The 26,550-nt window shown below is 42.0% G+C and carries 28 protein-coding genes, 1 pseudogene and 1 other annotated feature; of the genes and pseudogenes, 26 read left to right on the top strand and 3 right to left on the bottom strand.

What is annotated here, in order from left to right:
• Nucleotides 1–69: 69 nt before the first annotated feature.
• The gene (locus JOC28_RS03615) at nucleotides 70–516 is read right to left on the bottom strand and encodes a DUF6556 family protein (protein ID WP_205009282.1); all 447 of its coding nucleotides are present in this window, start codon (nucleotides 514–516) and stop codon (nucleotides 70–72) included.
• Between the two features lie 277 nt (nucleotides 517–793).
• Here JOC28_RS03615 and JOC28_RS03620 point away from each other — a divergent pair, with 277 nt between their 5' ends.
• From JOC28_RS03620 to rpmA, 8 genes are all read left to right on the top strand, one after another.
• Nucleotides 794–1,939, top strand: coding sequence for a cysteine desulfurase family protein (locus tag JOC28_RS03620; RefSeq protein WP_205009283.1), 1,146 nt, complete (start codon nucleotides 794–796; stop codon nucleotides 1,937–1,939).
• A gap of 87 nt (nucleotides 1,940–2,026) precedes the next feature.
• The gene (locus tag JOC28_RS03625) at nucleotides 2,027–2,809 is read left to right on the top strand and encodes a DapH/DapD/GlmU-related protein (protein WP_205009284.1); all 783 of its coding nucleotides are present in this window, start codon (nucleotides 2,027–2,029) and stop codon (nucleotides 2,807–2,809) included.
• On the top strand, nucleotides 2,806–4,029 hold the full coding sequence (gene thiI, locus JOC28_RS03630; RefSeq protein WP_205009285.1) for a tRNA uracil 4-sulfurtransferase ThiI: 1,224 nt from the start codon (nucleotides 2,806–2,808) through the stop codon (nucleotides 4,027–4,029). The genes JOC28_RS03625 and thiI overlap by 4 nt, the downstream gene beginning before the upstream one ends.
• A gap of 277 nt (nucleotides 4,030–4,306) precedes the next feature.
• Nucleotides 4,307–5,500, top strand: coding sequence for a CapA family protein (locus tag JOC28_RS03635; RefSeq protein ID WP_205009286.1), 1,194 nt, complete (start codon nucleotides 4,307–4,309; stop codon nucleotides 5,498–5,500).
• A complete protein-coding gene (locus tag JOC28_RS03640; RefSeq protein WP_205009287.1) occupies nucleotides 5,491–6,024 on the top strand; it encodes a GNAT family N-acetyltransferase in 534 nt (177 codons plus the stop codon). Before JOC28_RS03635 ends, JOC28_RS03640 begins: the two co-directional genes overlap by 10 nt.
• A gap of 82 nt (nucleotides 6,025–6,106) precedes the next feature.
• Nucleotides 6,107–6,180, top strand: a sequence feature (ribosomal protein L21 leader region).
• A gap of 34 nt (nucleotides 6,181–6,214) precedes the next feature.
• Nucleotides 6,215–6,529: a 50S ribosomal protein L21 gene (rplU, locus tag JOC28_RS03645; protein WP_018376867.1), complete on the top strand. Its 315-nt coding sequence runs from the start codon at nucleotides 6,215–6,217 to the stop codon at nucleotides 6,527–6,529.
• Nucleotides 6,530–6,541: 12 nt separating this feature from the next.
• Complete coding sequence (locus tag JOC28_RS03650; RefSeq protein WP_205009288.1) at nucleotides 6,542–6,877, top strand: ribosomal-processing cysteine protease Prp; 336 nt, start codon at nucleotides 6,542–6,544, stop codon at nucleotides 6,875–6,877.
• 21 nt (nucleotides 6,878–6,898) lie between these two features.
• On the top strand, nucleotides 6,899–7,192 hold the full coding sequence (rpmA, locus tag JOC28_RS03655) for a 50S ribosomal protein L27 (protein WP_002985110.1): 294 nt from the start codon (nucleotides 6,899–6,901) through the stop codon (nucleotides 7,190–7,192).
• 73 nt (nucleotides 7,193–7,265) lie between these two features.
• On the opposite strand, the pseudogene JOC28_RS03660 reads toward rpmA, so the two are convergent.
• Nucleotides 7,266–7,705: pseudogene (locus JOC28_RS03660) on the bottom strand (PH domain-containing protein).
• A gap of 207 nt (nucleotides 7,706–7,912) precedes the next feature.
• Here JOC28_RS03660 and JOC28_RS03665 point away from each other — a divergent pair.
• The 9 genes from JOC28_RS03665 (at nucleotide 7,913) to carB (ending at nucleotide 18,668) form a co-directional block, all read left to right on the top strand.
• Complete coding sequence (locus JOC28_RS03665; protein WP_205009289.1) at nucleotides 7,913–8,617, top strand: GNAT family N-acetyltransferase; 705 nt, start codon at nucleotides 7,913–7,915, stop codon at nucleotides 8,615–8,617.
• Nucleotides 8,618–8,694: 77 nt separating this feature from the next.
• Complete coding sequence (locus tag JOC28_RS03670; protein WP_205009290.1) at nucleotides 8,695–9,600, top strand: LysR family transcriptional regulator; 906 nt, start codon at nucleotides 8,695–8,697, stop codon at nucleotides 9,598–9,600.
• 10 nt (nucleotides 9,601–9,610) lie between these two features.
• Nucleotides 9,611–10,075: a signal peptidase II gene (gene lspA, locus JOC28_RS03675; RefSeq protein ID WP_205009291.1), complete on the top strand. Its 465-nt coding sequence runs from the start codon at nucleotides 9,611–9,613 to the stop codon at nucleotides 10,073–10,075.
• Nucleotides 10,059–10,958, top strand: coding sequence for an RluA family pseudouridine synthase (locus tag JOC28_RS03680; protein ID WP_205009292.1), 900 nt, complete (start codon nucleotides 10,059–10,061; stop codon nucleotides 10,956–10,958). The genes lspA and JOC28_RS03680 overlap by 17 nt, the downstream gene beginning before the upstream one ends.
• A gap of 256 nt (nucleotides 10,959–11,214) precedes the next feature.
• A complete protein-coding gene (pyrR, locus tag JOC28_RS03685) occupies nucleotides 11,215–11,736 on the top strand; it encodes a bifunctional pyr operon transcriptional regulator/uracil phosphoribosyltransferase PyrR (RefSeq protein WP_205009293.1) in 522 nt (173 codons plus the stop codon).
• Between the two features lie 30 nt (nucleotides 11,737–11,766).
• Nucleotides 11,767–13,032: a uracil-xanthine permease family protein gene (locus JOC28_RS03690; RefSeq protein WP_205009294.1), complete on the top strand. Its 1,266-nt coding sequence runs from the start codon at nucleotides 11,767–11,769 to the stop codon at nucleotides 13,030–13,032.
• A 32-nt stretch (nucleotides 13,033–13,064) separates the two neighbouring features.
• Complete coding sequence (locus JOC28_RS03695) at nucleotides 13,065–13,991, top strand: aspartate carbamoyltransferase catalytic subunit (protein WP_205009295.1); 927 nt, start codon at nucleotides 13,065–13,067, stop codon at nucleotides 13,989–13,991.
• Nucleotides 13,992–14,037: 46 nt separating this feature from the next.
• Nucleotides 14,038–15,123, top strand: a complete 1,086-nt coding sequence (locus JOC28_RS03700; RefSeq protein WP_205009296.1) for a carbamoyl phosphate synthase small subunit — start codon at nucleotides 14,038–14,040, stop codon at nucleotides 15,121–15,123.
• A 365-nt stretch (nucleotides 15,124–15,488) separates the two neighbouring features.
• Nucleotides 15,489–18,668, top strand: a complete 3,180-nt coding sequence (carB, locus tag JOC28_RS03705; protein ID WP_205009297.1) for a carbamoyl-phosphate synthase large subunit — start codon at nucleotides 15,489–15,491, stop codon at nucleotides 18,666–18,668.
• 53 nt (nucleotides 18,669–18,721) lie between these two features.
• On the opposite strand, the gene JOC28_RS03710 is transcribed toward carB, so the two are convergent.
• A complete protein-coding gene (locus JOC28_RS03710; protein WP_205009298.1) occupies nucleotides 18,722–19,162 on the bottom strand; it encodes a MarR family winged helix-turn-helix transcriptional regulator in 441 nt (146 codons plus the stop codon).
• A 124-nt stretch (nucleotides 19,163–19,286) separates the two neighbouring features.
• On the opposite strand from JOC28_RS03710, the gene msrB reads away from it, so the two are divergent.
• The 9 genes from msrB (at nucleotide 19,287) to JOC28_RS03755 (ending at nucleotide 26,376) form a co-directional block, all read left to right on the top strand.
• On the top strand, nucleotides 19,287–19,730 hold the full coding sequence (gene msrB, locus JOC28_RS03715) for a peptide-methionine (R)-S-oxide reductase MsrB (RefSeq protein ID WP_205009299.1): 444 nt from the start codon (nucleotides 19,287–19,289) through the stop codon (nucleotides 19,728–19,730).
• Nucleotides 19,730–21,073, top strand: a complete 1,344-nt coding sequence (locus tag JOC28_RS03720) for a dihydrolipoyl dehydrogenase family protein (protein WP_205009300.1) — start codon at nucleotides 19,730–19,732, stop codon at nucleotides 21,071–21,073. Before msrB ends, JOC28_RS03720 begins: the two co-directional genes overlap by 1 nt.
• Nucleotides 21,074–21,091: 18 nt before the next feature.
• A complete protein-coding gene (locus JOC28_RS03725; RefSeq protein WP_205009301.1) occupies nucleotides 21,092–21,829 on the top strand; it encodes an SDR family oxidoreductase in 738 nt (245 codons plus the stop codon).
• A gap of 12 nt (nucleotides 21,830–21,841) precedes the next feature.
• Complete coding sequence (locus tag JOC28_RS03730; protein WP_205009302.1) at nucleotides 21,842–22,468, top strand: nitroreductase family protein; 627 nt, start codon at nucleotides 21,842–21,844, stop codon at nucleotides 22,466–22,468.
• Nucleotides 22,469–22,477: 9 nt separating this feature from the next.
• Nucleotides 22,478–23,158: a type 1 glutamine amidotransferase domain-containing protein gene (locus JOC28_RS03735; protein ID WP_205009303.1), complete on the top strand. Its 681-nt coding sequence runs from the start codon at nucleotides 22,478–22,480 to the stop codon at nucleotides 23,156–23,158.
• Nucleotides 23,159–23,187: 29 nt separating this feature from the next.
• A complete protein-coding gene (locus tag JOC28_RS03740) occupies nucleotides 23,188–24,234 on the top strand; it encodes an MsnO8 family LLM class oxidoreductase (RefSeq protein WP_205009304.1) in 1,047 nt (348 codons plus the stop codon).
• Between the two features lie 484 nt (nucleotides 24,235–24,718).
• Nucleotides 24,719–25,192, top strand: a complete 474-nt coding sequence (locus tag JOC28_RS03745; protein WP_205009305.1) for a GNAT family N-acetyltransferase — start codon at nucleotides 24,719–24,721, stop codon at nucleotides 25,190–25,192.
• A 199-nt stretch (nucleotides 25,193–25,391) separates the two neighbouring features.
• Complete coding sequence (locus JOC28_RS03750) at nucleotides 25,392–25,904, top strand: DUF2798 domain-containing protein (protein ID WP_205009306.1); 513 nt, start codon at nucleotides 25,392–25,394, stop codon at nucleotides 25,902–25,904.
• 136 nt (nucleotides 25,905–26,040) lie between these two features.
• Nucleotides 26,041–26,376: a hypothetical protein gene (locus tag JOC28_RS03755; RefSeq protein ID WP_205009307.1), complete on the top strand. Its 336-nt coding sequence runs from the start codon at nucleotides 26,041–26,043 to the stop codon at nucleotides 26,374–26,376.
• The last annotated feature ends 174 nt before the right edge of the window (nucleotides 26,377–26,550 follow it).

Below are 26,550 nucleotides of genomic sequence, written 5' to 3' on the forward strand. Positions count from 1 at the left end.
GTCTAGTTTACCATAAATGCCTTGCAGATATAAAAAAGACCGAGCTCTTTAAGCCCAGTCTTTCTACACTTATTGCGATGCATTGCTGTCGCTACTTGCAGCTGTGTCGGTATTTGATCCAGAGTCAGTATTGCTATCAGAAGATTGATCTGATGAATACTGACTATCTGAAGAAGCACTTGACTGATAGCTATCAGTATCAGAACTGCTAGAGTAGCTGTCATAACTATCACTACTTGATGACTGATAAGTGTCAGATGAAGAACTATCTGTCTGACTGCCACTACTGTCTTTGTAGACAATGGTTGTAGATGTTGACTTATTGCTACTGTCACTTGTTTTATCTGAGTTCATATAATTTGTGATAGTGATAGAAGCGACGATAATGGAAAAGATAGAAGCAATGGTAGCAACTGTTTTCTGAAGTGCAGAGAAACCAGTTTTCACATGAGTCGTCACTTTTTTATTTGACTCTTCTTGTTGATCTGGCTTGTGACTGCGGGAATAGTTTGACATTGAAAAAACTCCTTTTTAACATAGATCAGGTTAGACCTGCCCATGGATTTCTTTTCTAAAACCCATTATATAATTTTCTCTTAAAAATTGCTAAAGAAAGTATGACTTGTGACAATGGCACAGCCCTCAAACCTTATCAGTATAGGTTTTATAGGAGGAAAAAAGATTGAGCAGCGCAGCATTTTCAAGAAACATTGTCAGAGTGGGAAAGTCGCCTCATTTATGCTATAATGTCCCTTAGGAAAATCTAGAGATTTAGAAAGATAAACTGTAACAAATGATTTATTTCGACAACTCAGCGACGACCATCCCCTATCCTGAGGCCCTTCGTACCTATCAGGAAGTCGCAAGCAAAATCTGGGGCAATCCATCTAGTCTTCACAACCTCGGTAGTCAATCGACTCGTATCTTAGAGGCATCACGCAAGCAGATTGCTGGGCTTCTAGGCAAGGATAGCAAGGAAATCTTTTTCACATCTGGTGGGACTGAGAGCGATAACTGGGCCATCAAGGGGGTCGCTTTTGAGAAAGCTCGCTACGGCAAGCATATCATCGTTTCTGACATCGAGCATCCTGCCGTTAAAGAGTCAGCAAAATGGCTGAGCAGTCAAGGTTTCGACATTTCTTACGCACCAGTTGATGCGCGTGGCTTTGTGGATCTTGAAGCACTGGCTGCGCTTTTAAGACCAGATACCATTTTGGTTTCTATTATGGCAGTCAATAATGAAATTGGCTCTGTTCAGCCTATTCAGGAGATTTCACAACTCCTAGCCGATAAACCAACCATTACCTTTCACGTGGACGCAGTGCAGGCTATCGGAAAAATTCCGACCAGCCTCTATCTGACTGACCGAGTAGACCTAGCTTCATTTTCAGGTCACAAATTCCATGCTGTCCGCGGTGTCGGTTTCCTCTATAAAAAAGCTGGTAAGAAAATCGCTCCGCTATTGACAGGAGGAGGACAGGAGAGCGACCTTCGCTCAACGACTGAAAATGTGGCAGCTATCGCTGCTATGGCAAAGGCACTGCGCTTGACTCTAGATAAAGAGGAGCAGTCCTTGGTCAAAATCGCCAAAATGAAGGCTATTATCCACGATGAACTAGCCAGTCATCAAGATATCACTATTTTCTCAGAAAAAGGGGAGGACTTTGCGCCAAATATCCTAACCTTCGGTATCAAAAATGTCCGAGGCGAAGTTATCGTCCATGCTTTTGAAGAGCATGAGATTTATATCTCGACAACATCAGCTTGCTCATCTAAGGCAGGCAAACCAGCTGGAACTCTGATTTCTATGGGAGTTTCGAGTAAGATTGCCCAGACCGCTGTTCGCATCAGCCTTGATGACGACAACGATATGGGACAAGTCGAACAATTTTTAACCATTTTTAAACAAGTTTACGACAAAACTAAAAAGGTGAGATAAATATGGGTGAGTTAAAAAAAAGTTGGTCAATTTCATAGCATCACTATTGCACAGAATGCTAATCTTAACATTGGCCAGTGGGTAGAAGTGAGAAACTTTTCTAGTATTGAAGTATTTCCAAATGCTTCGCTTAATCTAGCAGATGGTGTCTTTATAAATGAGCACTGTACTTTAAGGTGTGCTAAAGAAATTAGCATTGGACCTTATACTATGCTAGGTGACGGTGTTAGAATCTATGATCAAGACCATTTTTTTAATAACTACACTTTTTCACGTCGCATTACTCAATCAGAGAAAGTTTCAATTGGTGCAAGATGTTGGATTGGAGCTAATTCAATCATCACTAAAGGAGTAAAGATTGGTGACAATGTTATCATCGGTGCTGGCTCTGTTATTACCAAGGACATTCCTTCAAATACAATTGTTTATGGAAAGAAAAATCTGATTATCAAAAACCGTCCGCAAGCCAAATATCATGCTTTGATACTTACGGCATCAGAACATCTGGAACATATAGCAGAGTTGTTGAAAACACTTCCTAAAATGGACTTTCATATTGCAGCTTATACGGATATGGGTGCGGGGCTCATGGAATTGCACAGCTATCAAAACTGTCAACTTTATCCCAAAGTTCATTTGGATTATAGTTTGAAATCATTAATAGAAAAGGCAGATATTTACCTGGATATTAATCATGGTATCGAATTAGATAATATTGTTGAACAGATTTTGTCTTTAGAGAAACCAGTTTTATCATTTGAAACGACCAACCATAGACCAGAAGATGAACGTATCCGTAGTTTTGAACAAGTCGACCAAATGGTTATTGCAATAAAAGAAATTATAGAAAGAAAATCGAAAAATAAATGACACTAACTTATTCAGAAATCATGGTTCGCTACGGCGAACTATCAACCAAAGGTAAGAACCGCATGCGCTTTATCAATAAGCTCAAGCATAACATTCAGGACGTTTTGTCTATCTATCCAGATGTCAAAGTGACTGCTGACCGTGACCGTGGACACGTTTTCCTAAACGGGACTGACTACGCTCCAGTTGCAGAGTCCCTCAAACAAATTTTTGGGATTCAAGCCTTCAATCCAGTCTATCGTCTTGAAAAAGATGTGACGGTTTTGAAAAAAGCTGTGCAGGACATCATGACAGATATCTACCAAGAAGGTATGACCTTCAAGGTTTCAAGCAAGCGTGCTGACCACTCATTTGAATTGGATTCACGTGAGCTTAATCAAACCTTAGGTGGAGCTGTATTTGAAGTGCTTCCAAATATTCAAGCTCAAATGAAGAAACCAGACATCAATCTCAAGGTAGAGATTCGTGATGAAGCTGCCTACATTTCCTACGAGGAGATTAAAGGCGCAGGTGGACTTCCAGTTGGAACCTCAGGGAAAGGGATGCTCATGCTTTCAGGAGGTATCGACTCACCAGTTGCGGGCTTCCTTGCCCTTAAACGTGGTGTTGATATCGAAGCGGTCCACTTTGCAAGCCCTCCTTACACAAGCCCAGGTGCTCTTAAGAAAGCTCATGACTTGACACGTAAATTGACAAAATTCGGTGGGAACATCCAGTTTATCGAAGTGCCATTTACTGAGATTCAAGAGGAAATCAAGGAAAAAGCGCCAGAGGCTTACTTGATGACCTTGACTCGTCGCTTCATGATGCGTATTACAGACCGTATTCGTGAGGTTCGTAATGGTCTCGTCATCATTAACGGAGAAAGCCTCGGTCAGGTAGCTAGTCAGACCTTGGAATCCATGCAGGCAATCAATGCCGTGACAACAACACCAGTTATCCGTCCAGTTGTTACCATGGACAAACTTGAAATCATTGATATCGCCCAAGAAATCGATACTTTTGAGATTTCTATCCAACCATTTGAAGATTGTTGTACGATCTTTGCACCTGACCGTCCGAAAACCAATCCAAAAATCAAAAATGCGGAGCAGTACGAACGCCGCATGGATGTCGAAGGTTTGGTTGAAAGAGCAGTTGCAGGCATCATGGTAACTGAAATCACACCAGTAGAAGAAAAGCAAGACCAAGTCGATGACTTGATTGATGATTTGTTGTAAAAAGGAGGCTGGGAAAAAGTCCCTAGCCTCTTAGTGTGTTTGTAGTCTGATGTGCAAGACGCAGTGGTTGAGTGGGCTCTAATTCGTTGATAAATCAACTCTTACAGCCATACTCAACTGTGCGGAGGTGGGACGACAAAATCGAATTCCTTCGGAATTACCGATTTTTGTCCCACTCTCTTTTTTACTTTAGCGATTCTTTAATTCACCTTTACAGATTAGCATCATGACTTGCTGTGCTATAATAAAAGTAAGAAAAAAGTTTAGGAGGACTAAGATGAGATTTCTTTATCAGAAGACCAGTTTAGCTTGTTTAGGTGTGATTGGACTAGCTTTTCTAGCGGCTGCTTACAGCGATTTTACTGGGCAATCAACTCAGCAAAGTTCAACAAGCAATCAAGAAACGACAAGTAGTCAAACAGCTCGTGTTGTTGCAAATGGCGATATCCTTTTGCACGATATTCTCTATACCAGTGCTTTGCAGGCTGACGGCAGCTATCAATTTGATGATTATTTCCAGTATGCCAAGGACTGGATTTCATCGGCAGACCTAGCCATTGGCGATTATGAGGGGACCATTAGCCCCGACTATCCACTTGCAGGCTATCCGCTTTTCAATGCACCTGCTGAGATTGCTACAACGCTTAAAGATACAGGCTATGACGTGATTGATTTGGCGCATAACCATATCCTTGACTCTGGACTTTCTGGTGCTATCAATACAGCACAAACCTTTGAAAGTCTTGGTCTCTCGACCATCGGTGTCTACAAGGAAGATCGTGCGAGCGAAGATATCCTTATCAAGGAAGTTAATGGCATCAAGATTGCAATCTTGGGCTACGCCTACGGTTACAATGGTAATGACGCAAGCCTCACAACGGAGGAGTATGAGGCACATATGTCGGACCTTGACGAGGCTAAGATTCAGGCTGATTTGGAAAAAGCAGAGCAGGAAGCCGATGTAACCATCGTCATGCCACAGATGGGAGTTGAATACCAAAGAACACCTACTGATGAACAGGTGACCCTTTACCACAAGATGGTTGACTGGGGTGCCGATGTCATCTTTGGCGGGCACCCTCATGTGGCAGAGCCATCTGAAACACTTGAAAAAGATGGACAGCAGAAATTTATCATCTATTCTATGGGGAATTTCATCTCTAACCAAAGGGAGGAGACTGTCGATGACATCTGGACAGAGCGAGGTCTTCTCATGGATGTGACCTTTGAGAAAACTGGCAATCAAACCATTATCAAGACGGTTCAGGCTCATCCTACCATGACCTGGTCTTGGGGCAAGGGAACTTACGATGCCACTTACGGCTACGAATACCGTGATTACCGTGCCATTATTCTTGAAGATTTTATCGAGGGTGGTCAGTATCGTGACCTTTTGGATGATAACATGAAGTCGCGCGTGGATACTGCCTACACAGAAATGAATGAATTGGTGAACCTACAATGGAAATAAGTTTCAAAAAAGTTCGACCATTCACGACTGTCTCAAGACAGGTCAAAAAACTCTATTTTGACGCTTTCCCAGCTAACGAGCGACTGCCTTACAGTCTTTTATTGGTCAATAGCTGGCGCAAGCAGTCAGATTTTTATGCCTTCTATGACAAGGAAGTCTTTGCTGGTCTGGCTTATGTTATAGCGGATGCTAAGAATTACTTTATTCTATTTCTAGCCGTAGATGGTCAGAATAGATCAAAAGGTTATGGCTCTGCTATTCTCCAAAAACTAAAGGGAGAAGCAGGAGAGCGTCCTGTGATTTTGACCATTGAGCCTATGGATGAGTCGGCGGAAAATATTGATCAGCGTCGTAAACGATTGGCTTTCTATGAACGTAATGGCTTCATCTTGACCAATCACTTTTACCATGAGGGTCAGGAATCCTATCAGGTTATGGTGACGGATGAGAAAGCATCGCTAGAGGACTTTGAGCGACTGATGAAGGCTGTTTTTCTAGGATTCTTGAAGGTTTCACTGGACTGAAAACAGTTTTATTAAAAAAGTGATGATAAATCCTTGAAAAAGAAGACTCAGAGTGATAAAATAGCAATGTTGACTAAATGCACATCCTGTGCAACCGCACGACTACCGTCCTAAGCAGTTTCGTACTCACGGTACTAGGCGAGTCTTCACAAGAGGTCTTCCTCAAACAAAATTTTATAGGAGGTGCATAATGAGCACATACGCAATCATCAAAACTGGTGGAAAACAAGTTAAAGTTGAAGTAGGTCAAGCAATCTACGTTGAAAAACTTGACGTTGAAGCTGGAGCAGAAGTAACTTTTAACGAAGTTGTTCTTGTTGGTGGAGAAACAACTAAAGTTGGTACTCCAGTCGTTGAAGGAGCTACTGTTGTTGGAACTGTTGAAAAACAAGGAAAACAAAAGAAAGTTGTTACTTTCAAATACAAACCTAAAAAAGGTAGCCACCGTAAACAAGGTCACCGTCAACCTTATACAAAAGTTGTTATCAACGCTATCAACGCTTAATCTTAAGCTAATATGATTCAAGCAACCTTTGTTCGCCAAGAAGGCAACCTTGCTAGCGTTGAGCTAACAGGTCATGCTGGTGCTGGTGAATATGGCTTTGATATCGTATGTGCAGCTGTTTCGACTCTCTCTATTAATCTGATTAATAGCTTAGAAGTCTTAGCTGGCTGTACTGTTGATTATGACATCAATGAGATTGATGGCGGCTACATGAAGATTGATATCTCCATGGCAGCCAACAAAAATGAGGAGAAGGTACAAGTTCTATTTGAAAGCTTTCTCCTAGGAATAACGAATCTTGCTGAAAATTCTTCAGAATTTGTAAGCTCGTCTGTTATTACCATTTAAAATAAGAGAGGACACAACATTATGTTAAAAATGAATCTTGCTAACTTGCAACTTTTCGCCCACAAAAAAGGTGGAGGTTCTACATCAAATGGTCGTGATTCACAAGCTAAACGTCTTGGTGCTAAAGCAGCTGACGGTCAAACAGTTTCAGGTGGATCAATTCTTTACCGTCAACGCGGTACACACATCTACCCAGGTGTAAACGTTGGCCGTGGTGGAGATGACACACTTTTCGCTAAAGTTGAAGGTGTTGTACGTTTCGAACGTAAAGGACGCGACAAAAAACAAGTTTCAGTTTACCCAGTTGCTAAATAAGCTTGTAAGCTGAATAAGAAAAGCTATCCAAATTTTGGATAGCTTTTTTCTTTTTAACAACTCAATCACGATTTTAGAGTCCGTTAATTTTTAATCTGTTCTGGTATGCCAAATTAAAAAGATAACGGTAAAGTGGTGTGATATCAGTCTTTTTAGGAAATTCGAATTTATGTGATGAAAATAGTTCGTTGTGAGTCTTCAAATGAACATTTTCAAGGTAGGTAATAGTAATCTCACTATCATCTAGACCAAATCCAGCTGTTTCCATTTCAACTTGTACTATGTTCATCAAGAAAATTGATTTGAAAGCAGTTTTCTTTCCAGTTGCACCTTGTTTGTCAACAAAGATAATTCGAAGATTAGTATGATAAGGTCGCGGATGAGGACATAACCATCGGTTATCTCTTCACCTTCAATTAGATATGCCTCATATTCTTTGCCGAGTTTATCCTTATCCTGTTTATTAAAGTTTCCTGCTAAGCCTTGAGCTAATTTATCGAGTCCAAATGCCATTTCAATCTCCTCCCAGCTTTTTACGTGGATCAGTTTTGCACGATATTATAAAGCGCTTTCTTAAAATTTTATCCTAAACTTATATGGTGGTCAATGAATTTTTCGATTATTTAATAATTTTAAAGATATGATTCGTTTATTTTAATCTAAACTTGTAAAAATGGTGAAAGATGATAAAATAACTGTAAAAAGTCAAGGAGGTCATTTATGGTTTTGAATGTATATGGACAAGAGGTCGGCCCAAATCTAGCCAATTACACAGTTGGTGCAATGCCAGATATAGCTCTTATTGAGGGAAATTATTGTCGCTTGGAACATATTGATGCACAAGAGCATTTAGATGATATCGCAGATTTTTATTGGAGGCATGTGAATCCCTCAGATTGGACCTACATGTATGGTCAGCCATTTACGTCAAAAGAAGCAGTGCGTGCTTGCTTAGAAGACTATCAAGCGTCTGAAAATCCTTACTTTTTTGCGATTCGTGAGAAACTTTCGGGTAAGGTGCTTGGGACCTTTTCTCTTATGCGAATTGATCCACAGAATCGTGTCCTTGAAATGGGGCGAGTTATTTATGCGCCAGCCCTACAGAAGACTAGAGCTGCAACCGAGGCTCAATATCTTGTTATGAAGTATGTCTTTGAGGAGCTCCTCTATCGCCGCTATGAATGGAAATGTGATAGTCTCAACAAGCCCTCCTCTCAGGCTGCCCAGCGACTTGGTTTTCGTTATGAAGGAACCTTTCGTCAGCATGCTGTCTATAAAGGTCGCACGCGCGATACAGACTGGTTCTCTATCGTTGATAGCGAATGGCCTGGTTTAAAATTAGCTTTTGAAAAATGGCTAGCGCCTGAAAATTTTGATCAAGATGGACAACAGAAGAAATCTTTAAAAGCGTTTAGGGAAAATTAAGAAATCGTAAAAGGAACAGGCAGATTGTCTGTTTTTTTGGTATAATAGAAAGAAGTATTGTAAGAAAGTGTGTCATAATGAATATACAACAATTGCGCTATGTGGTCGCCATTGCAAATAGTGGGACCTTTAGAGAAGCAGCTAATAAACTTTATGTTAGTCAGCCCAGCCTTTCAGTGGCTGTTCGTGACTTGGAAGCGGAGTTAGGATTCCAGATTTTTACCAGAACAACAACTGGTGCTGTTTTGACCAGTCAAGGGATGGCTTTTTATGAAAAATCGCTCGAAGTTGTTAAGAGCTTTGATTCTTTTGAAAAACAGTTTTCACAGTCAGATGATGATAATCAGCAATTCTCGATTGCCAGTCAACACTATGATTTTTTACCACCTCTGATTACAGCATTTTCAAAGGAACATCCCGAGTATCGTGATTTTAGAATCTACGAATCAACGACCATTCAGATTCTTGATGAGGTGGCTCAAGGTCATAGTGAAATTGGGATTATCTACCTTAATAATCAGAATACAAAAGGCATTCAGCAACGTATGGATAAGTTGGGGCTTGAGTCAGTCGATTTGATTCCTTTTCAGACACATATCTATTTGGCAAAAGACCATCCTTTGGCTGATCGAGAGAGTCTGGTCATGGAGGACTTGGTCGGACTACCAACCGTTCGTTTCACTCAGGAGCAGGATCAGTATCTCTATTATTCTGAGAATTTTGTGGATACCTCGGAGTCATCGCTTTTGTTTAATGTAACGGATCGTGCGACCTTGAATGGTATTTTAGAGAGAACAGATGCCTATGCGACTGGTTCTGGCTTTTTGGACAGCCGCAGTGTGAACGGCATTACTGTCATTCCCTTGGAAGACAATCTCTCTAATAAGATGGTCTATGTCAAACGTCGTGACACCAATCTATCAAGCTGTGCTCTCAAATTTATCTCAGTCATGGTAGACTATTTCGACAAATATAGACCATAGAGGAGGGCTTATGAGAAAAGTAGTTCTACCTATTATCATTCTTGTTCTAATCGGACTTGACCAACTCTCAAAATGGTGGGTGGTTTCAAATATCGCCTTGGAAGAGATTGTTAGCTTTTTACCTGGTGTTTTTAGTTTGACGTATTTGAGAAACTATGGCGCAGCCTTTTCTATGCTGCAGAATCAACAATGGCTCTTTGCCTTAATCACCTTTGCGGTTGTCGGTTTTGCTTTCTACTATCTTTGGAAGCATCTCAATGGTTCTTACTGGTTATTGACAGGACTGTCCCTGATTATTGCAGGTGGTTTAGGGAATTTTATCGACCGTGTTCGTCTGGGTTATGTTGTGGACATGGTGCATTTAGATTTTATGGATTTTGCCATCTTTAATGTGGCAGATTCCTATTTAACAGTTGGGGTAATCGTTTTGATGATTGCCTTTTGGAAAGAAGAGGAAAATGAAAGTAATCGTTAAAGAGGCTGGTAGCCGTCTAGATAAGGCTTTGGCAGACTTGTCAGAATTATCACGTGCTCAAGCAAATGAACAGATTAAGGCTGGACTTGTTTTGGTCAATGGCCAAGCTAAAAAAGCCAAGTATGCTGTCAAAGAAGGTGATGAAATTTCTTATCAGGTCCCTGAGGAAGAAGTTTTAGATTATCAGGCTGAGGATATTCCTCTTGATATTGTCTACGAAGATGCTGATGTCGCAGTTGTTAATAAGCCACAAGGTATGGTCGTTCATCCATCTGCTGGACACGCATCAGGTACCTTGGTCAATGCACTCATGTACCACGTAAAAGATCTTTCTTCAATCAATGGCGTTGTTCGTCCAGGTATTGTCCACCGTATTGATAAGGACACCTCAGGTCTCTTGATGATTGCCAAGAATGACCAAGCTCACAATGCTCTTGCTGAGGAATTGAAGGAGAAGAAGTCACTGCGTAAGTATTTAGCGATTGTTCATGGAAATCTTCCCAATGACCGTGGAATGATTGAAGCGCCGATCGGACGTTCTGAGAAGGACCGTAAAAAACAGGCTGTGACAGCTAAGGGAAAACCTGCTGTTACTCGCTTCCAAGTCCTTGAACGTTTTGGTGATTATACTTTGGTAGAGTTGACTTTGGAAACAGGTCGCACCCACCAAATTCGTGTTCACATGGCTTATATTGGTCATCCTGTGGCAGGAGATCCCCTCTATGGACCACGTAAAACGCTCAAGGGTCATGGTCAATTTCTACATGCTCAGACACTTGGCTTCACCCATCCAACTAGTGGTGAGTTGGTGGAGTTCTCAGCAGAAGCGCCAGCAATTTTCCAGAAAACCTTGCAAGAGTTGCGTTCAAAAGCAGAAAAATAAAAGCTGTCGGTCTTTCCTATCGAAGACCGATTTTTATTTAGGCTTCGTTCTTTTCTTGCAATTCTACCTATTATTTGCTATTATAGTTAGTGAACTAATATTCCTTTAATACTGTCCCGTGAGGCAGGCAAGGAGACCATGAGAAAAAGTGCGGGTGGACTGTACTTATATTTGTGTATCTCCTTGTTTTCAAGGAGATTTTTTTGTTATTTTGCTCCCAAAGAGTAAAAGGGTAAATGTAGAAAGGAAAATTCCTATGAAACGTAAAGAAATCGTTGATGATGTCACAATGAAACGTGCCATTACACGTATTACTTATGAGATTATCGAGCGCAATAAGAGTCTTGATAATATCGTTCTTGCAGGTATTAAAACGCGTGGTGTCTTCATCGCTCGTCGTATCCAAGAGCGTCTCAAGCAACTTGAAGGGCTTGATATTCCAGTTGGCGAATTGGATATCCGTTCTTTCCGTGACGATGTCAAGGTATCAGAAAACACAACTGAAATGCCTGTTGATATTACAGGACGAGATGTGATTTTGATTGATGATGTCCTCTATACAGGACGTACAATCCGAGCAGCTATTGACAATGTCTTTAGTCTAGGTCGTCCATCACGCTTGAGTCTAGCGGTCCTAGTTGACCGTGGGCACCGTGAGTTGCCAATCCGTGCTGACTATGTTGGTAAAAATATCCCAACAAGTTCTAGCGAAGAAATTATTGTAGAAGTGTCTGAGGTCGATGGGAAAGACAGTGTGTCTCTTATCGATCCAGCATAAAATTATTAGATTAGGAGTTATTCATTAACCATGAACGACGTAAAATATGATGTCCACGATATGCCAAAACCAGCTATGCTCTTTGGTTTATCATTCCAGCACCTCTTTGCCATGTTTGGCTCAACAGTTCTCGTACCAATCTTGGTTGGTATTGATCCAGCGGTCGCCCTTCTTTCAAGTGGTTTGGGAACCTTGGCTCACTTGTCAGTGACCAAATATAAAATTCCAGCCTATATGGGATCAAGTTTTGCTTACATTGCAGCAATGCAGATGTTAATGAAAACAGATGGTATCGCAGCAGTAGGACAGGGTGCTATCACCGGTGGTTTGGTCTATCTGATTGTTGCTTTGATTGTTAAGGCAATCGGTAATGATTGGATTGATAAGGTTCTGCCACCAATCGTCGTTGGACCAATTATTATGGTCATCGGTTTGAGTTTGGCAACAACAGCCGTCAATGATGTGATGTACAAGGACAGTGTTTATAGCCTGCCTTATCTGCTTATTGGTTTGGTAACACTCTTTGCGGTTATTCTCTTTAACATTTACGGTAAAGGGCTCTTGAGCATCATTCCTATCTTGATGGGGCTTTTGACAGGTTATGTCTTTGCGATTATCCTTGGATTTGTGACTGGTGATACTTATGTTGATTTTAGTTCAGTAGCAAGTTCAAGCTGGTTGTCAATGCCATCAGTTGATATTCCTTTTATTTCATATAGTTTTAAACTTTACCCAAGCGCTATTTTGACAATGGCACCAATCGCCTTTGTTACCATGACAGAGCACTTTGGTCATGTTATGGTTCTTAACAGTTTGACTGGTCGTGACTACTTTAAGGATCCAGGGCTTGATAAGACCTTGACTGGTGACGGGGTTGCCCAAATCATCGCTGGTTTTGTTGGAGCTCCTCCAGTAACATCATACGGTGAAAACATCGGTGTTATGGCGCTTAACAAAATTTACTCAGTATATGTTATTGCTGGCGCTGCAGTTATCGCAGTCTTGCTCAGCTTTGTTGGAAAGGTTTCAGCCCTTATCCAATCAATTCCAACACCAGTTATCGGTGGGATTTCAATTGCCCTCTTTGGTGTTATCGCAGCCAGCGGTTTGAAAATCTTGATTGAATCTAAGACTGATATGGATAATAAGAAAAATCTTTTGATTGCCAGTGTTATCCTTGTTTCAGGTATTGGAGGACTCATGCTTCAAATCAATGGTCTTCAAATCTCAGGCGTTGCCTTTTCAACGATCCTAGGTATTGTCCTTTACCAAATCCTTCCAGAAGATAAGGATTAAAATCAGTTTTTAAATCAAGTAAGGAAGCAAGTATGACCATTACAAACGGACAGGTGTCACTCAAACACTTGGTGACCATGGAAACATTATCAAACGAAGAAGTTCTGGGCTTGATTGAGCGAGGAATTGCTTTCAAAAATGGCTCAGCAGACTTTGACTTAGACAGACAGTATTTCGCTGCCAATCTCTTCTTTGAATCGTCAACCAGAACACACAAGTCTTTCGAAGTTGCCGAGAAAAAGCTGGGCTTGGATGTGATTGAGTTCGATGCTAAGGCGAGTTCGGTCAATAAGGGTGAAACGCTTTATGATACTATTTTGACCATGTCTGCCTTGGGAGTCGATATCTGTGTCGTTCGACATTCGGAGGTTGATTACTACAAGGAGTTGATTGACAGTCGTACGATTCAGACAGCTATCGTCAATGGTGGTGATGGCTCAGGTCAACACCCTAGCCAGTGCTTACTTGATTTGATGACTATTTATCAGGAGTTTGGTCGCTTTGAAGATTTGAAGATTTGTATTGCTGGAGACATCACGCATTCACGAGTTGCCAAGTCAAATATGCAGATTTTGAAACGCTTAGGAGCGCAGCTCTACTTTGCTGGACCTGAAGAGTGGTATTCAAGTGAATTTGACATCTATGGTCAACATATTGCTATTGAAGATATTATTGAAGACCTTGATGTCTTGATGCTTCTGCGCGTGCAGCATGAACGTCATGATAGCGCAGCAGGATTTTCTAAAGAAACCTACCATGACCGTTTTGGTCTAACCCAGGAAAAGTACGAGCGACTCAAGGAGTCAGCCATTATCATGCACCCTGCGCCCGTCAATCGTGATGTGGAAATCGCTGACCAGCTGGTTGAAGCGCCGCAATCACGTATCGTGGCTCAGATGCAAAATGGTGTTTACGTTCGTATGGCGATTTTAGAGGCTATTTTAAATGGCAAAGCTTAGTTTCAGACGTTAAAGAGACCCTGTGAGGTCTCTACGAGGAGAAAAAATGACAAAAAGACTTTTAATTTTAGAAGACGGAACAATTTTTGAAGGTAAAGCCTTCGGTGCAGATATTGATGTGACTGGTGAAATCGTCTTTAATACAGGGATGACAGGTTACCAAGAATCAATCACTGACCAATCTTACAATGGTCAAATCTTGACCTTCACTTATCCTTTGGTGGGAAATTACGGTGTTAACCGTGACGATTATGAATCAATCACACCGACTTGTAAGGGTGTTGTTGTTGCAGAAAATGCTCGCCGTGCAAGTAACTGGCGTAATCAGATGACCTTGGATGAGTTTTTGAAAGCAAAACGCATTCCAGGGATTTCAGGGATTGATACGCGTGCGCTGACTAAAATCATTCGTCAGCATGGTACCATGAAGGCTACGCTTGCTAATGCAGGGGACACGATTGAACATCTTCAAGATCAGCTTCGTGCAACGGTTTTACCAACAAATAACATCGAGCAAGTTTCAACCAAGACAGCTTATCCAGCTCCAGGTATCGGTAAGAATATCGTTCTTGTTGACTTTGGTCTCAAACACTCTATCCTACGTGAATTTTCAAAACGTGACTGTAATGTGACTGTAGTACCACATGATATCACGGCAGAAGAAATTCTCCACCTCAACCCAGATGGAGTCATGTTGTCAAATGGTCCTGGTGACCCAACGGATGTGCCTCATGCACTTGAGATGATTCGAGGTGTTCAAGGTAAAATTCCGATTTTCGGAATCTGTATGGGACACCAATTGTTCAGTCTTGCTAACGGTGCGACAACTTATAAGATGAAATTCGGTCACCGTGGTTTCAACCATGCTGTGCGTGAAATTGCGACTGGTCGTGTTGATTTTACTAGCCAGAACCACGGTTTTGCTGTTGACCGTGAAACTCTTCCTGACTGTCTCATGGTAACTCACGAAGAAATCAATGACAAATCAGTAGAAGGTGTGCGTCACCGTGACTTCCCAGCCTTCTCAGTACAGTTCCACCCAGATGCTGCGCCAGGTCCCCACGATGCAAGCTATCTCTTTGATGAATTCCTTGAATTGATTGATGCCTTTCAAGCAGAGCAGAGAAATTAACCAGCTGGTTGCTATAAAAACAACCACTTAACTTATTTAATGTCAACCTGAGAGTTGACACATAGAAAGGTCTGAGTATTCTCAAGGGCTAGCAAGCTAACTCCTTGAGAAATGCCAAGCACTAATCTGCCTGGCTAACTCATACACTAGTTCGAAAATAGATTATTATCGAATCTATTTTCTCACGTCGGAGACTTATTTAATGTCGATCTGAGAGTCGACAAATAGAAAGGAGAAGGTACAAGTTCGCGAAAGTGAACACGCCCTAACGACTGGGTGAAAAAGAGAAAGTTTCTAGATGCAGGAGCATCTGCGAAACGTTTCCTATTTTCACGGTGTCGTTAACGGGCTTTGTATCATAAATTATGCCTAAACGTACTGATATTAAAAAAATTATGGTTATTGGGTCTGGTCCGATTATTATTGGTCAGGCTGCTGAGTTTGACTATGCTGGGACTCAGGCTTGTCTTGCTTTGAAGGAAGAGGGTTATAGTGTTGTTCTTGTTAACTCTAACCCTGCAACAATCATGACTGACAAGGAGATTGCAGACAAGGTTTATATTGAACCGATTACCTTGGAATTTGTCACTCGTATTCTTCGTAAGGAACGTCCAGACGCACTTCTTCCAACTCTTGGTGGTCAGACTGGTCTTAATATGGCAATGGAATTGTCAAAAGCTGGTATTCTTGATGAGCTGGGAGTTGAGCTTTTGGGGACAAAATTGTCAGCCATCGACCAAGCCGAAGACCGTGATCTCTTCAAACAACTCATGGAAGACTTGGAACAACCAATTCCAGAATCAGAGATTGTCAATACAGTCGAAGAAGCGGTAGCATTTGCCAACCAAATCGGCTACCCTGTTATCGTTCGCCCTGCCTTTACCCTCGGTGGTACAGGTGGCGGTATGTGTGCCAATGAAGCAGAGCTGCGTGAAATTGCTGAGAATGGGCTCAAGTTGTCACCAGTTACTCAATGTTTGATTGAGCGCTCTATCGCTGGTTTCAAGGAAATTGAGTACGAAGTGATGCGTGATGCCGCTGACAATGCTCTTGTGGTATGTAACATGGAAAACTTTGACCCAGTTGGTATCCACACAGGGGACTCAATTGTTTTCGCTCCAACACAAACACTTTCTGATATCGAAAACCAAATGCTTCGTGACGCCAGCTTGAAGATTATCCGTGCCCTTAAAATTGAAGGGGGTTGTAATGTTCAGCTTGCCCTTGACCCACACAGCTTCAAGTACTATGTGATTGAGGTTAATCCTCGTGTGTCTCGTTCATCAGCTCTGGCCTCAAAGGCAACTGGTTATCCTATTGCTAAGCTAGCAGCTAAGATTGCGGTTGGTTTGACCTTGGACGAGATGATCAACCCTGTTACAGGAACAACCTACGCCATGTTCGAGCCAGCGCTTGACTATGTGGTTGCTAAAATCCCTCGCTTCCCATTTGATAAGTTTGAACATGGTGAGCGTCGCCTCGGTACGCAAATGAAGGCGACTGGTGAGGTTATGGCAATCGGTCGTAACATCGAAGAGTCTCTTCTAAAAGCCTGCCGTTCGCTTGAAATCGGCGTTTATCACAATGATATGCCTGAGCTTGTAGATGCCAGCGATGACCAACTCTTTGAGAAAATTGTTAAGGCTCAAGATGACCGTCTCTTCTACGTTTCAGAAGCTATCCGTCGTGGCTTTAGCATTGAAGAAATTGCAGAGCTGACTAAGATTGACATCTTCTTCCTAGACAAATTGCTTCATATCTTCGAAATTGAAGAAGAGCTCAAAGCGAATGTCGGTGACCTAGACGTCCTTAAAGAAGCTAAACGCAATGGTTTTGCGGACCGTAAGATTGCTGACCTCTGGAATACAGAAACAGCAGCAGTTCGTGCCCTTCGTACAGAAAATAAGATCTTGCCAGTCTACAAGATGGTAGATACCTGCGCAGCTGAATTTGAATCATCAACGCCTTATTTCTACTCAACCTACGAGTGGGAAAATGAGTCTACCAAGTCTGATAAAGAATCTGTTATCGTTTTGGGTTCAGGTCCAATCCGTATCGGACAAGGGGTCGAATTTGACTACGCAACCGTTCACTCTGTTAAGGCTATTCAAGCTGCAGGCTATGAAGCCATTATCATGAACTCAAACCCTGAGACTGTCTCAACTGACTTCTCAGTCTCTGATAAACTATACTTTGAGCCATTGACATTTGAAGATGTTATGAATGTTATCGAATTGGAACAACCAAAAGGTGTTGTCGTGCAATTTGGTGGACAAACAGCAATCAACTTGGCAGAAAGTCTGTCAAATGCTGGCGTTAAAATCTTGGGTACTCAGGTTGAAGATTTGGACCGTGCCGAAGACCGTGACCTCTTTGAAAAAGCCCTCAAAGACCTCGACATCCCACAACCTCCTGGACAAACTGCAACCAATGAAGAAGAAGCTGTCGCTGCTGCTCGTAAGATTGGCTTCCCAGTACTTGTTCGCCCATCTTATGTTTTGGGTGGTCGTGCTATGGAAATTGTTGAAAATGAAGAAGACCTTCGTTCATACATGCGTACTGCGGTTAAGGCTAGTCCAGAACATCCAGTCTTGGTGGACTCATACATCGTCGGTCGTGAGTGTGAAGTGGATGCTATTTCAGATGGTACAAATGTTCTTATCCCTGGTATCATGGAACACATTGAACGTGCGGGTGTCCACTCAGGTGACTCAATGGCGGTTTATCCACCACAGACACTTTCTCAAAAAGTGCAAGAAACCATTGCAGATTACACCAAACGCTTGGCAATCGGTCTCAACTGTATTGGTATGATGAACATTCAGTTCGTTATTAAGGATGAAACGGTCTATGTTATCGAGGTTAACCCACGTGCTAGTCGTACTGTACCATTCTTGTCTAAGGTGACCAATATCCCAATGGCTCAGGTTGCTACTAAGCTTATTCTAGGTCAGTCACTGACTGAGCTTGGTTATGAAGATGGTCTTTACCCAGAGTCACAAGAAGTGCATGTTAAGGCACCGGTCTTCTCATTCACTAAATTGGCTAAGGTTGACAGTCTCTTGGGACCAGAAATGAAGTCTACTGGTGAGGTTATGGGGTCTGATTTGACTCTTGAAAAAGCGCTCTATAAAGCCTTTGAAGCGTCATATCTCCACTTGCCAGCCTTTGGTAACGTGGTCTTCACAATCGCAGATGATACTAAAGAAGAAGCTCTGCTATTGGCACGTCGTTTCGATGCCATCGGATACGGTATCTATGCAACTGAAGGAACACAGAAATTCTTCGCAGAAAATGGCTTGGATACTGTCTTGGTCAACAAACTGGGTGAAAATGATGATAATGATATTCCAGCTCTTGTTCGTTCAGGAAAAGTGCAAGCTATCGTCAACACAGTTGGTACAAAACGTACCTTCGATGAAGATGGGGCAGCTATCCGTAGCTCTGCTATCGAAGCAGGAATCCCACTCTTCACAGCTCTTGATACTGCAGCAGCAATGCTTAAAGTTCTTGAGAGCCGTGGCTTTATGACAAAAGCAATTTAATGATAAAAAACTCTGGTAAGTGAACATTTACCAGAGTTTTTTGCATTCAAAAGTTATGATAATCTGTCTTGCAGCATTTGAATAAGGACCTTGTTGTTTGCAAGGAGCATATCAGCTTGTTCTTCAGTGAAGCCTTCTAATTGTCGAAAACAGGTCAAGACCTGGCTCTCAATCTCCTTACGAAGCGCTAGCCCAGACTCAGTAAGGTGGACAAAGAGTTGACGTTTATCTTTCTCAGGCTTGGTTCTGAGCACCAGCCCTTTTTCCTCCAAGCGCTTAAGAAGCGGTGTCAGGGTATTACTAGCCAAGTCCAAATCCTTGCCCAGATCTTGAAGCTGACGGTGGTCTTTTTCCCAGAGAGCGACCAGGACCAGGTACTGGGTGTAGGTTAGGTCATAGGGCTCTAGGGCCTGCTTGTAGAACTGGTGGAAGAGGCGATTGATGGTGTAGAAGGAAAAGCAGAGCTGCTGAGAGAGTTTTGGACTGGGTTGCATGGGATCTCCTTTAAAAATCGTGTACGATAGATATATGATAACAGAAACTTATTTCCTTGACAAATATAAGTGATAAGAGTAGAATGAGAACAATAAATCGCGTGCGATTAAAAGAGGTAATAAAATGACAGAAACACAAGAAGATTTGAAAAAACGTATTGGAGATTTGGCATACGCTGTTACGCAAGAAGCTGCGACTGAGTATGCATTCTCAGGTGAATATGATGACTTTTTTGAAAAGGGTATCTATCTTGATGTGGTCAGCGGACAGCCTCTTTTCTCATCGCTAGACAAGTATCAGTCTGGTTGCGGCTGGCCTGCATTTACCAATCCGATTGATAATCGAAGTCTTACAAATCATGAGGATCTGTCTTATAATATGCGCCGTATCGAGGTTAGAAGTCGTCTGGCTAACTCTCATCTAGGGCATGTCTTTAACGATGGACCACTTGAAAAAGGCGGGCTACGTTATTGTATTAACTCAGCTGCCTTGGAATTTGTTCCCTATGACGAGCTAGATGCCAGAGGCTTATCAGACTATAAAACACTATTTGAGGAGAAAAACTAATGTACCAATATGATGTTACTTTTATCGGTTCAGGACATGCTTCATGGCATGCTGCCGTGACACTTGCACAAGCAGGTAAGAAAATTGCTATTATTGAAAAGGATGTGACAGCTGGGACTTGTACCAACTACGGTTGTAATGCCAAGTTCTTGTTAGAGAGTCCATTTGAATTTATGGATGGTCTTGCTCGCTATGAAAAAGCAGGCATTGCTAAAGCAGGTGAGATCTCATGGGAAAAACTCATGGTCTATAAAAAAGAAGAAATTTCAAGCTATGCACCATTTATGGAAGGCATGTTTGACCACATGAATATCGATCTTATCCGAGCTCACGGTCAACTCAAGGACGCTCATACTGTTCTCGCTGGTGATCAAGAGCTTACAACGGATTATGTCGTAATTGGAACTGGTCAGAGACCAGCTAGACTCAATGTTCCAGGAAATGAACACTTCCATGATAGTCGTGATTTCCTTGATTTAGATAAGATGCCAAAACGTTTGGTCTTTATCGGTGCGGGTATTATTTCACTTGAATTTGCGACAATGGCTGCCAAACTCGGTTCAGAAGTTCATATTATCGAATTCGCAGACCGTGCCTTGGCTGCCTATCCCGAAAACTATGTGGCGACAGTCATTGAAAAAATGACTGAGGAAGGAGTTACCTTCCACTTTGGCCAGGCTGTCTCAGAAGCGCAAGCAATTTCCAATGGCTACCTTGTTAAGACAGCAGCAGGACTTGAGATTGAGACGGACTATATCATCGATGCGACTGGTCGTGTGTCAAATGTTGAGGGACTGGGCTTAGAAGATTTGGGGATTGAGACTGACCGTCTTGGAATCAAGGTAAACGATCATATGCAGACAGCGGTGCCTACCATCTTTGCCTCTGGGGATGTGGTTTCAAAAACTATCCCTAAATTGACACCGACAGCAAGCTTTGAGTCTGACTACATCGCTTCAGTAATCTTGGGAAATCAAGAGCCAATCAAGTACCCAGTGGTGCCAAATATCGTCTTTGCAATGCCACGTATTGCTCAGGTCGGTGTGACTGTGGAGCAAGCGCGTGAAAATGCAGATGACGACAAGATTGTGGAAGTGCCATTCGGTCAGCAACTCAAATTCCAAACTAAGTTAGAGGCAGAATCTCACTTTACCCTTATCGTCGGTAAAGACAAGAAGCTCAAAGGTGCTGCCCTTATGAGCAATGAAGCTGGCGAGATGATTAACCTCATCACCTTGATTATTAACCAAGGTTTGACAGCCCAAGACCTCAATCAGATGATTTTTGCCTTCCCAGCAGTAACCAACGGTCTTCTAAACAGCCTTAAATCAGCTCTAGCCTAGACTCCAGAAAGGAATCCCATGTCAAAAGTAATCGTCATTACAGGTGCTTCATCAGGTATTGGTGAAGCAAGTGCTGCGCTTCTAGCAGCAGATGGACATAAACTTGTACTTGGTGCCCGTCGTCAAGATAAGCTCCAAGCTGTCGCAGCACGAGTAGAAGAAGCTGGAGGACAAGTCGCTTACGCTGTGACTGACGTCCGCCAAAATGCAGAAGTCGCTGCGCTAGCGCAGTTAACCTTAGACCGCTTCGGACGAATTGATGTCTGGATCAACAATGCAGGAATCATGCCTCAAGCTCCATTTATGGCTGGAACAGTTGACGAATGGGATTCTGCAATTGATATCAATATCAAAGGTGTCATTTACGGTATCAATGCTGCCCTCCCACAAATGGTCGCACAGAAGTCAGGTCAGATTATCAATGTCGCATCTGTTGAAGGTCACCACAGTCATGTCGGCGGTGGCGTCTATTCTGGCACCAAGTACGCGGTTAGAGCGATTTCTGATTCTCTTCGTGAAGAAATGGCTCAGCTAGAAGGTCATTTGCGTTGTACAGTCATTTCACCAGGAGCAGTTACGACTGAGCTCTTGGAGAGCGTAGCTGACGATGGTATTAAAGAACGTTATGAAGATTTTTATGCGACCCATGGCATCCCAGCAGACCGTGTTGCCACAACAATCAAGCAGGCAATTGACCTACCTGAAGATACTGCTTGGAACGAAGTTGTGATGCGCCCGATCAAACAAGTACTTTAAAAGGAGAAATTCATGAAAGATATGTCATTTAAAGAGGTGATGACTGGTCGTCGATCAGTGCGTTCCTTTGATCCAGATTTTAAAATTTCCCACGAGGAAATGCTCCAGATGATTGATGAGGCGGTTACCGCACCTTCATCGGTAAATATGCAACCATGGCGTTTTGTCATCGCTGAAAGCGATCAGGCTAAAGAGACACTCAAACCTTTGATTCGTTTTAATACTCTTCAAAATGAAACATCATCAGCCATGGTCATTATCTTTGGCGATATGATTTCCCAGGAAAATGCTGACGCAATCTATTCTCAAGCGGTTGAAGAAGGAAAAATGCCAGAAGAGGTCAAAGATAAGCAACTGGCTTCCATTGTACCAATGTATGACAATGCACCTCGTCAAGTCATGAATGACATTGTTCATATTGATGCCAGCTTAGCAGCTATGCAATTTATGCTGGTAGCAAGAACACATGGCTATGAAACCAATCCTATTGGAGGTTTTGACAAGGAAAATCTCGCAGCTGCTTTTGGACTTGATCCTGACCGTTATATTCCAGTAATGATCATTGCTATCGGTAAGGAAAAAGAAGCTGGATATCCATCAGTCCGCCTGTCAGCAGACAAAATCACACAATTTAAATAAGGAGAAGAGATGACAAGAGCTCTTATCGTTTTAACAAATATTGAAAAATACAGCCCAGCTAATAGACCGACAGGTCTATGGTTGAGTGAATTGACACACTTCTATGATGAACTCGTCCAAGCAGGTATTTCAGCTGATTTCGTTAGTCCAAAAGGTGGCTATGTTCCTTTAGACCCACATAGTTTGCAGAATATGGACGAGACAGACTGGAAATATTACAGTGATGAAGACTTTAGAGATAGCGCACTAGCAAATACGCTTAGTCCGAGTCAAGTCCGTGCGGATGCCTATGACCTCATCTATTATGCAGGTGGACATGGGACCATGTGGGATTTTCCTGATTCAGAAGCGCTAGCTAAAATTGCTAGCCAAATCTACAGTAAAGGTGGCTTGGTAACAGCAGTTTGTCATGGTGTTGCAGGGCTATTGCCAATCAAAGACACTGATGGAAAAAACCTTATCAAAGGCAAGAAGGTCACTGGTTTTGCAAATAGCGAAGAGGACCTTAATGGAACAAGTGACCTTGTGCCATTCATGACTGAGGATGAGCTTGCCAAAAAAGGCGCTCAGGTAGAAATCGCCGCGCCATTTAGCAGTCATGTTGTGGTAGACGGTCGCCTTTTGACAGGACAAAACCCACAATCAGCTCGTGAGCTTGGTCAAATGACTCTTAAAGCACTTGGTAAATAGCCGAGCAATTTAACTAGAGGAGGTCTCTCGTGAAATTATCAGTTTTGAATCTAGTCCCTCTCAGACAAGGGCAGAACTTTAAAGACGCCATGGATGCCATGGTCAGACTGGCTCAGAAGGTTGAAGACTTAGGTTATGAACGTTACTGGATTGCAGAACACCATAACATGAAATCAATCGCTTCAAGTGCCACTCAACTTCTGATTCAACACACTCTAGCCAATACAGACAAGATTCGTGTTGGTTCTGGGGGTGTTATGCTGCCCAACCACAGTCCTTATCTGATTGCTGAGCAGTATGGTACCTTGGAAACACTCTATCCTAATCGTCTTGATTTGGGATTGGGGCGTGCACCTGGGACAGATATGGAGACTGCTCGTGCCCTCCGACGTAGTGATGATTTGAATCCTCATTTCGCTGATGATTTGGCAGAGCTAGCTGGTTATTTCAAAGATAGCAATCCTGTTCATGCTTATCCAGCAGCTGGTATGGACCTACCTTTTTACATCTTGGGTTCTAGCACTGACTCCGCTTATCTAGCTGCTGAATTGGGTCTGCCTTATGTCTTTGCTTCTCACTTTGCACCACGCATGATGGAAGAAGCAGTAGCTATTTACCGTCGCAATTTCAAGGCATCCGAACATTTAGACAAGCCATATGTCATCTTGGGTGCCAATGCCGTTATGGCTGATACGGATGAAGAAGCTCGTCGTTTGGCAACGACGCAATTGCAGAGCTTCTTAGGTATCGTGACTGGTAGTCCAGTGGGGCTTCGCCCACCGCTCGATAAGGAAGCAGACGTTTGGAAGGACTATATTGCTGCCCACAAGGTACCTCACTTTGGACCCATTGCCTTTGAAAGAGATGATATCGTTAACCGTGAACGCTATATTGTAGAGGAGATGTCTCGAGTTTCTCTCATCGGTAGTCCTGAAACGGTCAAGCTGGAGCTTGAGAGATTGAAAGAACAAGTAGACTTTGATGAACTTATCATCAATTCTTATATCTATGACGAAGAAGCACAGCATCATTCTTATGACTTGCTAGCTCAAACCGTTCAAAAAATGAATGCTTAGAAACAAGAAAGAGTTTGATCTTATTATGGAGGTCGAACTCTTTTGATTTATCAAAGTGATTTCGTGTGATTATCTGTCATTTGGTGATAAAAAATAACAATTCAAGATAAAATAGAACATTTCAAGACAAAAAACTAACATTTCAAGACTTCTTCGTTTACTTTTGAGCAGATTGGCATATAATAGACTCATAAAGATATGGAGCCACTCTCCACTATAGCTTAAATGAGTCGTGATAGTTATGATTAATTATTCTCTCTCTCTTCACAATAACAGTATCGACTATGACACAAGAACTTATTTAGCTTTTTTCTATAAATGACGCAATCCGCCTCCGTATCTGACTACTACTTTATTTCTTTCCTTTATCTCACTCTCCTAATTTTGAGATAAAAGCAGAAGACCAGGTTTCGTACCTGGTTTTCTTTTTGTTTTCCCCAAGACTTGTGATATGATAGGAGAAGTAAGAAAAAAGAGGTTACTTATGACAATTAGACAGGCAGAGCTTAATGATATTCCTCGTTTGCAGGAGTTGTTGGCGCAGATTCTTGAAGTTCACCATATCGCAAGACCAGACTTATTTCATCCTGTTGGTAGTAAGTTTACAGATGAGGACTTGAAAGAAGTGATTGAAGATCCCCAGAAATCAATCTTTGTATATGAAGATGAGTCTGGAGAGGTCCAAGGGCACCTATTTACCATCGTTGAGGAAACCAAAGAAGAGTCAACGACTCAGGTCAAGCATAAGACGCTTTTTATCGATGATCTTTGTGTGAATCAGGCTGCGCGTGGGCAAAAAATTGGTGAGCAACTCTATCAATTTGCTATTGAGCATGCTAAGCAGCTCGGTTGCTATAATCTCACCTTGCATGTCTGGAATGATAATGCTGGCGCTTTGCGTTTTTACGAGCGTTTGGGCATGAAACCACAGTACACTGCAATGGAAGAAATTCTATAAAATGAGAGGAAAATGTGTAAAACGTTTTCTTCTTTATTTTGGCGAAATTTTACTTACGAAGAAAAGTTTTTTATGCTAGACTAGAATTATTGGTATAAAAGAGGCCGCCTAGAGCGGTTTTCTTATGTTCGCCCTTGATTCGAACCTATTCGATTAGGAAATCCTTGAGTCAAGAGTAAATTAGAAATGGAGTATTATAATGCCACGTAATTTTAAAGAAGCTATGATTTTCACCTGCCTCATGTGCGGGATGATGGTCTTTGGAATGAGTATCTGGAACTTGATTGCTGCAGGTCATTTTTCATGGAGCCATGTTTTCCTCGGTTATATTCCAGGATTTATTGTAGCCTTCTTGCTTGATGTTCTTGTTGTTGGACCTATTGCTAAAAAGGTAGCAATCTCTATCATTATGAAAACACCTCATCATGAAAAACGTTGGGTAAAAATTGTTGGTATTTCAGGATGTATGGTACTCGGTATGGTTAGCTGTATGTCTTTATATGGTCTAATCTTTAACCTTGGTTGGTCTGGCGTTAGCTGGTCAGCATACGGTCAAGCATGGATTACAAACTTTGTTGTTGCTTTGCCACTTAACTTTATCATTGTTGGACCAATTGCACGTTATATTTTGGGTCATTTCCAAAAACCTTTCCCAGGTGAAGAGAAGGTTGAAGACTTCGAGGATGACGAAGAACTTCCAACGATTGTTTAATCTGATTTAATTTGTCTTTTTAAACCGTTTGACGAGACTTTTTGCCAGAATAAGTGCATAATAAGAGTATGTTAGCTTGAAATGAGTTGAGTGCTCAGCTATTTATCATGCATCAGATGGTCAAAGGGGGCTTGAAATGGATATCAAAGACTTTATGGCGAGCAAGTGTGCTTATATTTATGAGATGTTCGCTACAATCCCACGTTTAGATATACAAGGGCTACGCTTGGAATTAAAGGTTGCTAATGAGATTGGCTTGATTTACAATTGCCAGTTTTTGGCATCTGAGGATCCCTATTCAAATGATGTCATCTTAGAGTGTCGCATTATGTTTGAAAATGATCTTCAACGGATTTCCATTGATTGTTCTCAACTGCCGACTATGCAGTCAGTTGATGATTACCTTATCTATTTTGATCAGTTTGAGCTCTTAGAAAAGCAATTAAATTTTGAATATGCAATCAATCATTGAAGAAAGTGAGGCTGGGCAAAAACTAGCTTCAGAATAGAAAAAAAACGAGCACTTCCGCAGTCGGAGATGCTCGTTTTCCAGGCTCTTTGTCAACTGTAGTGGGTTGACTAAATAATTAAGCACGAGAGAGAATCAAATTGGTTCTCTCTTTTGTTGCGTTCAAAGCGAGAAGAA

Source organism: Streptococcus loxodontisalivarius, assembly GCF_016908645.1.
Lineage (GTDB): Bacteria > Bacillota > Bacilli > Lactobacillales > Streptococcaceae > Streptococcus > Streptococcus loxodontisalivarius.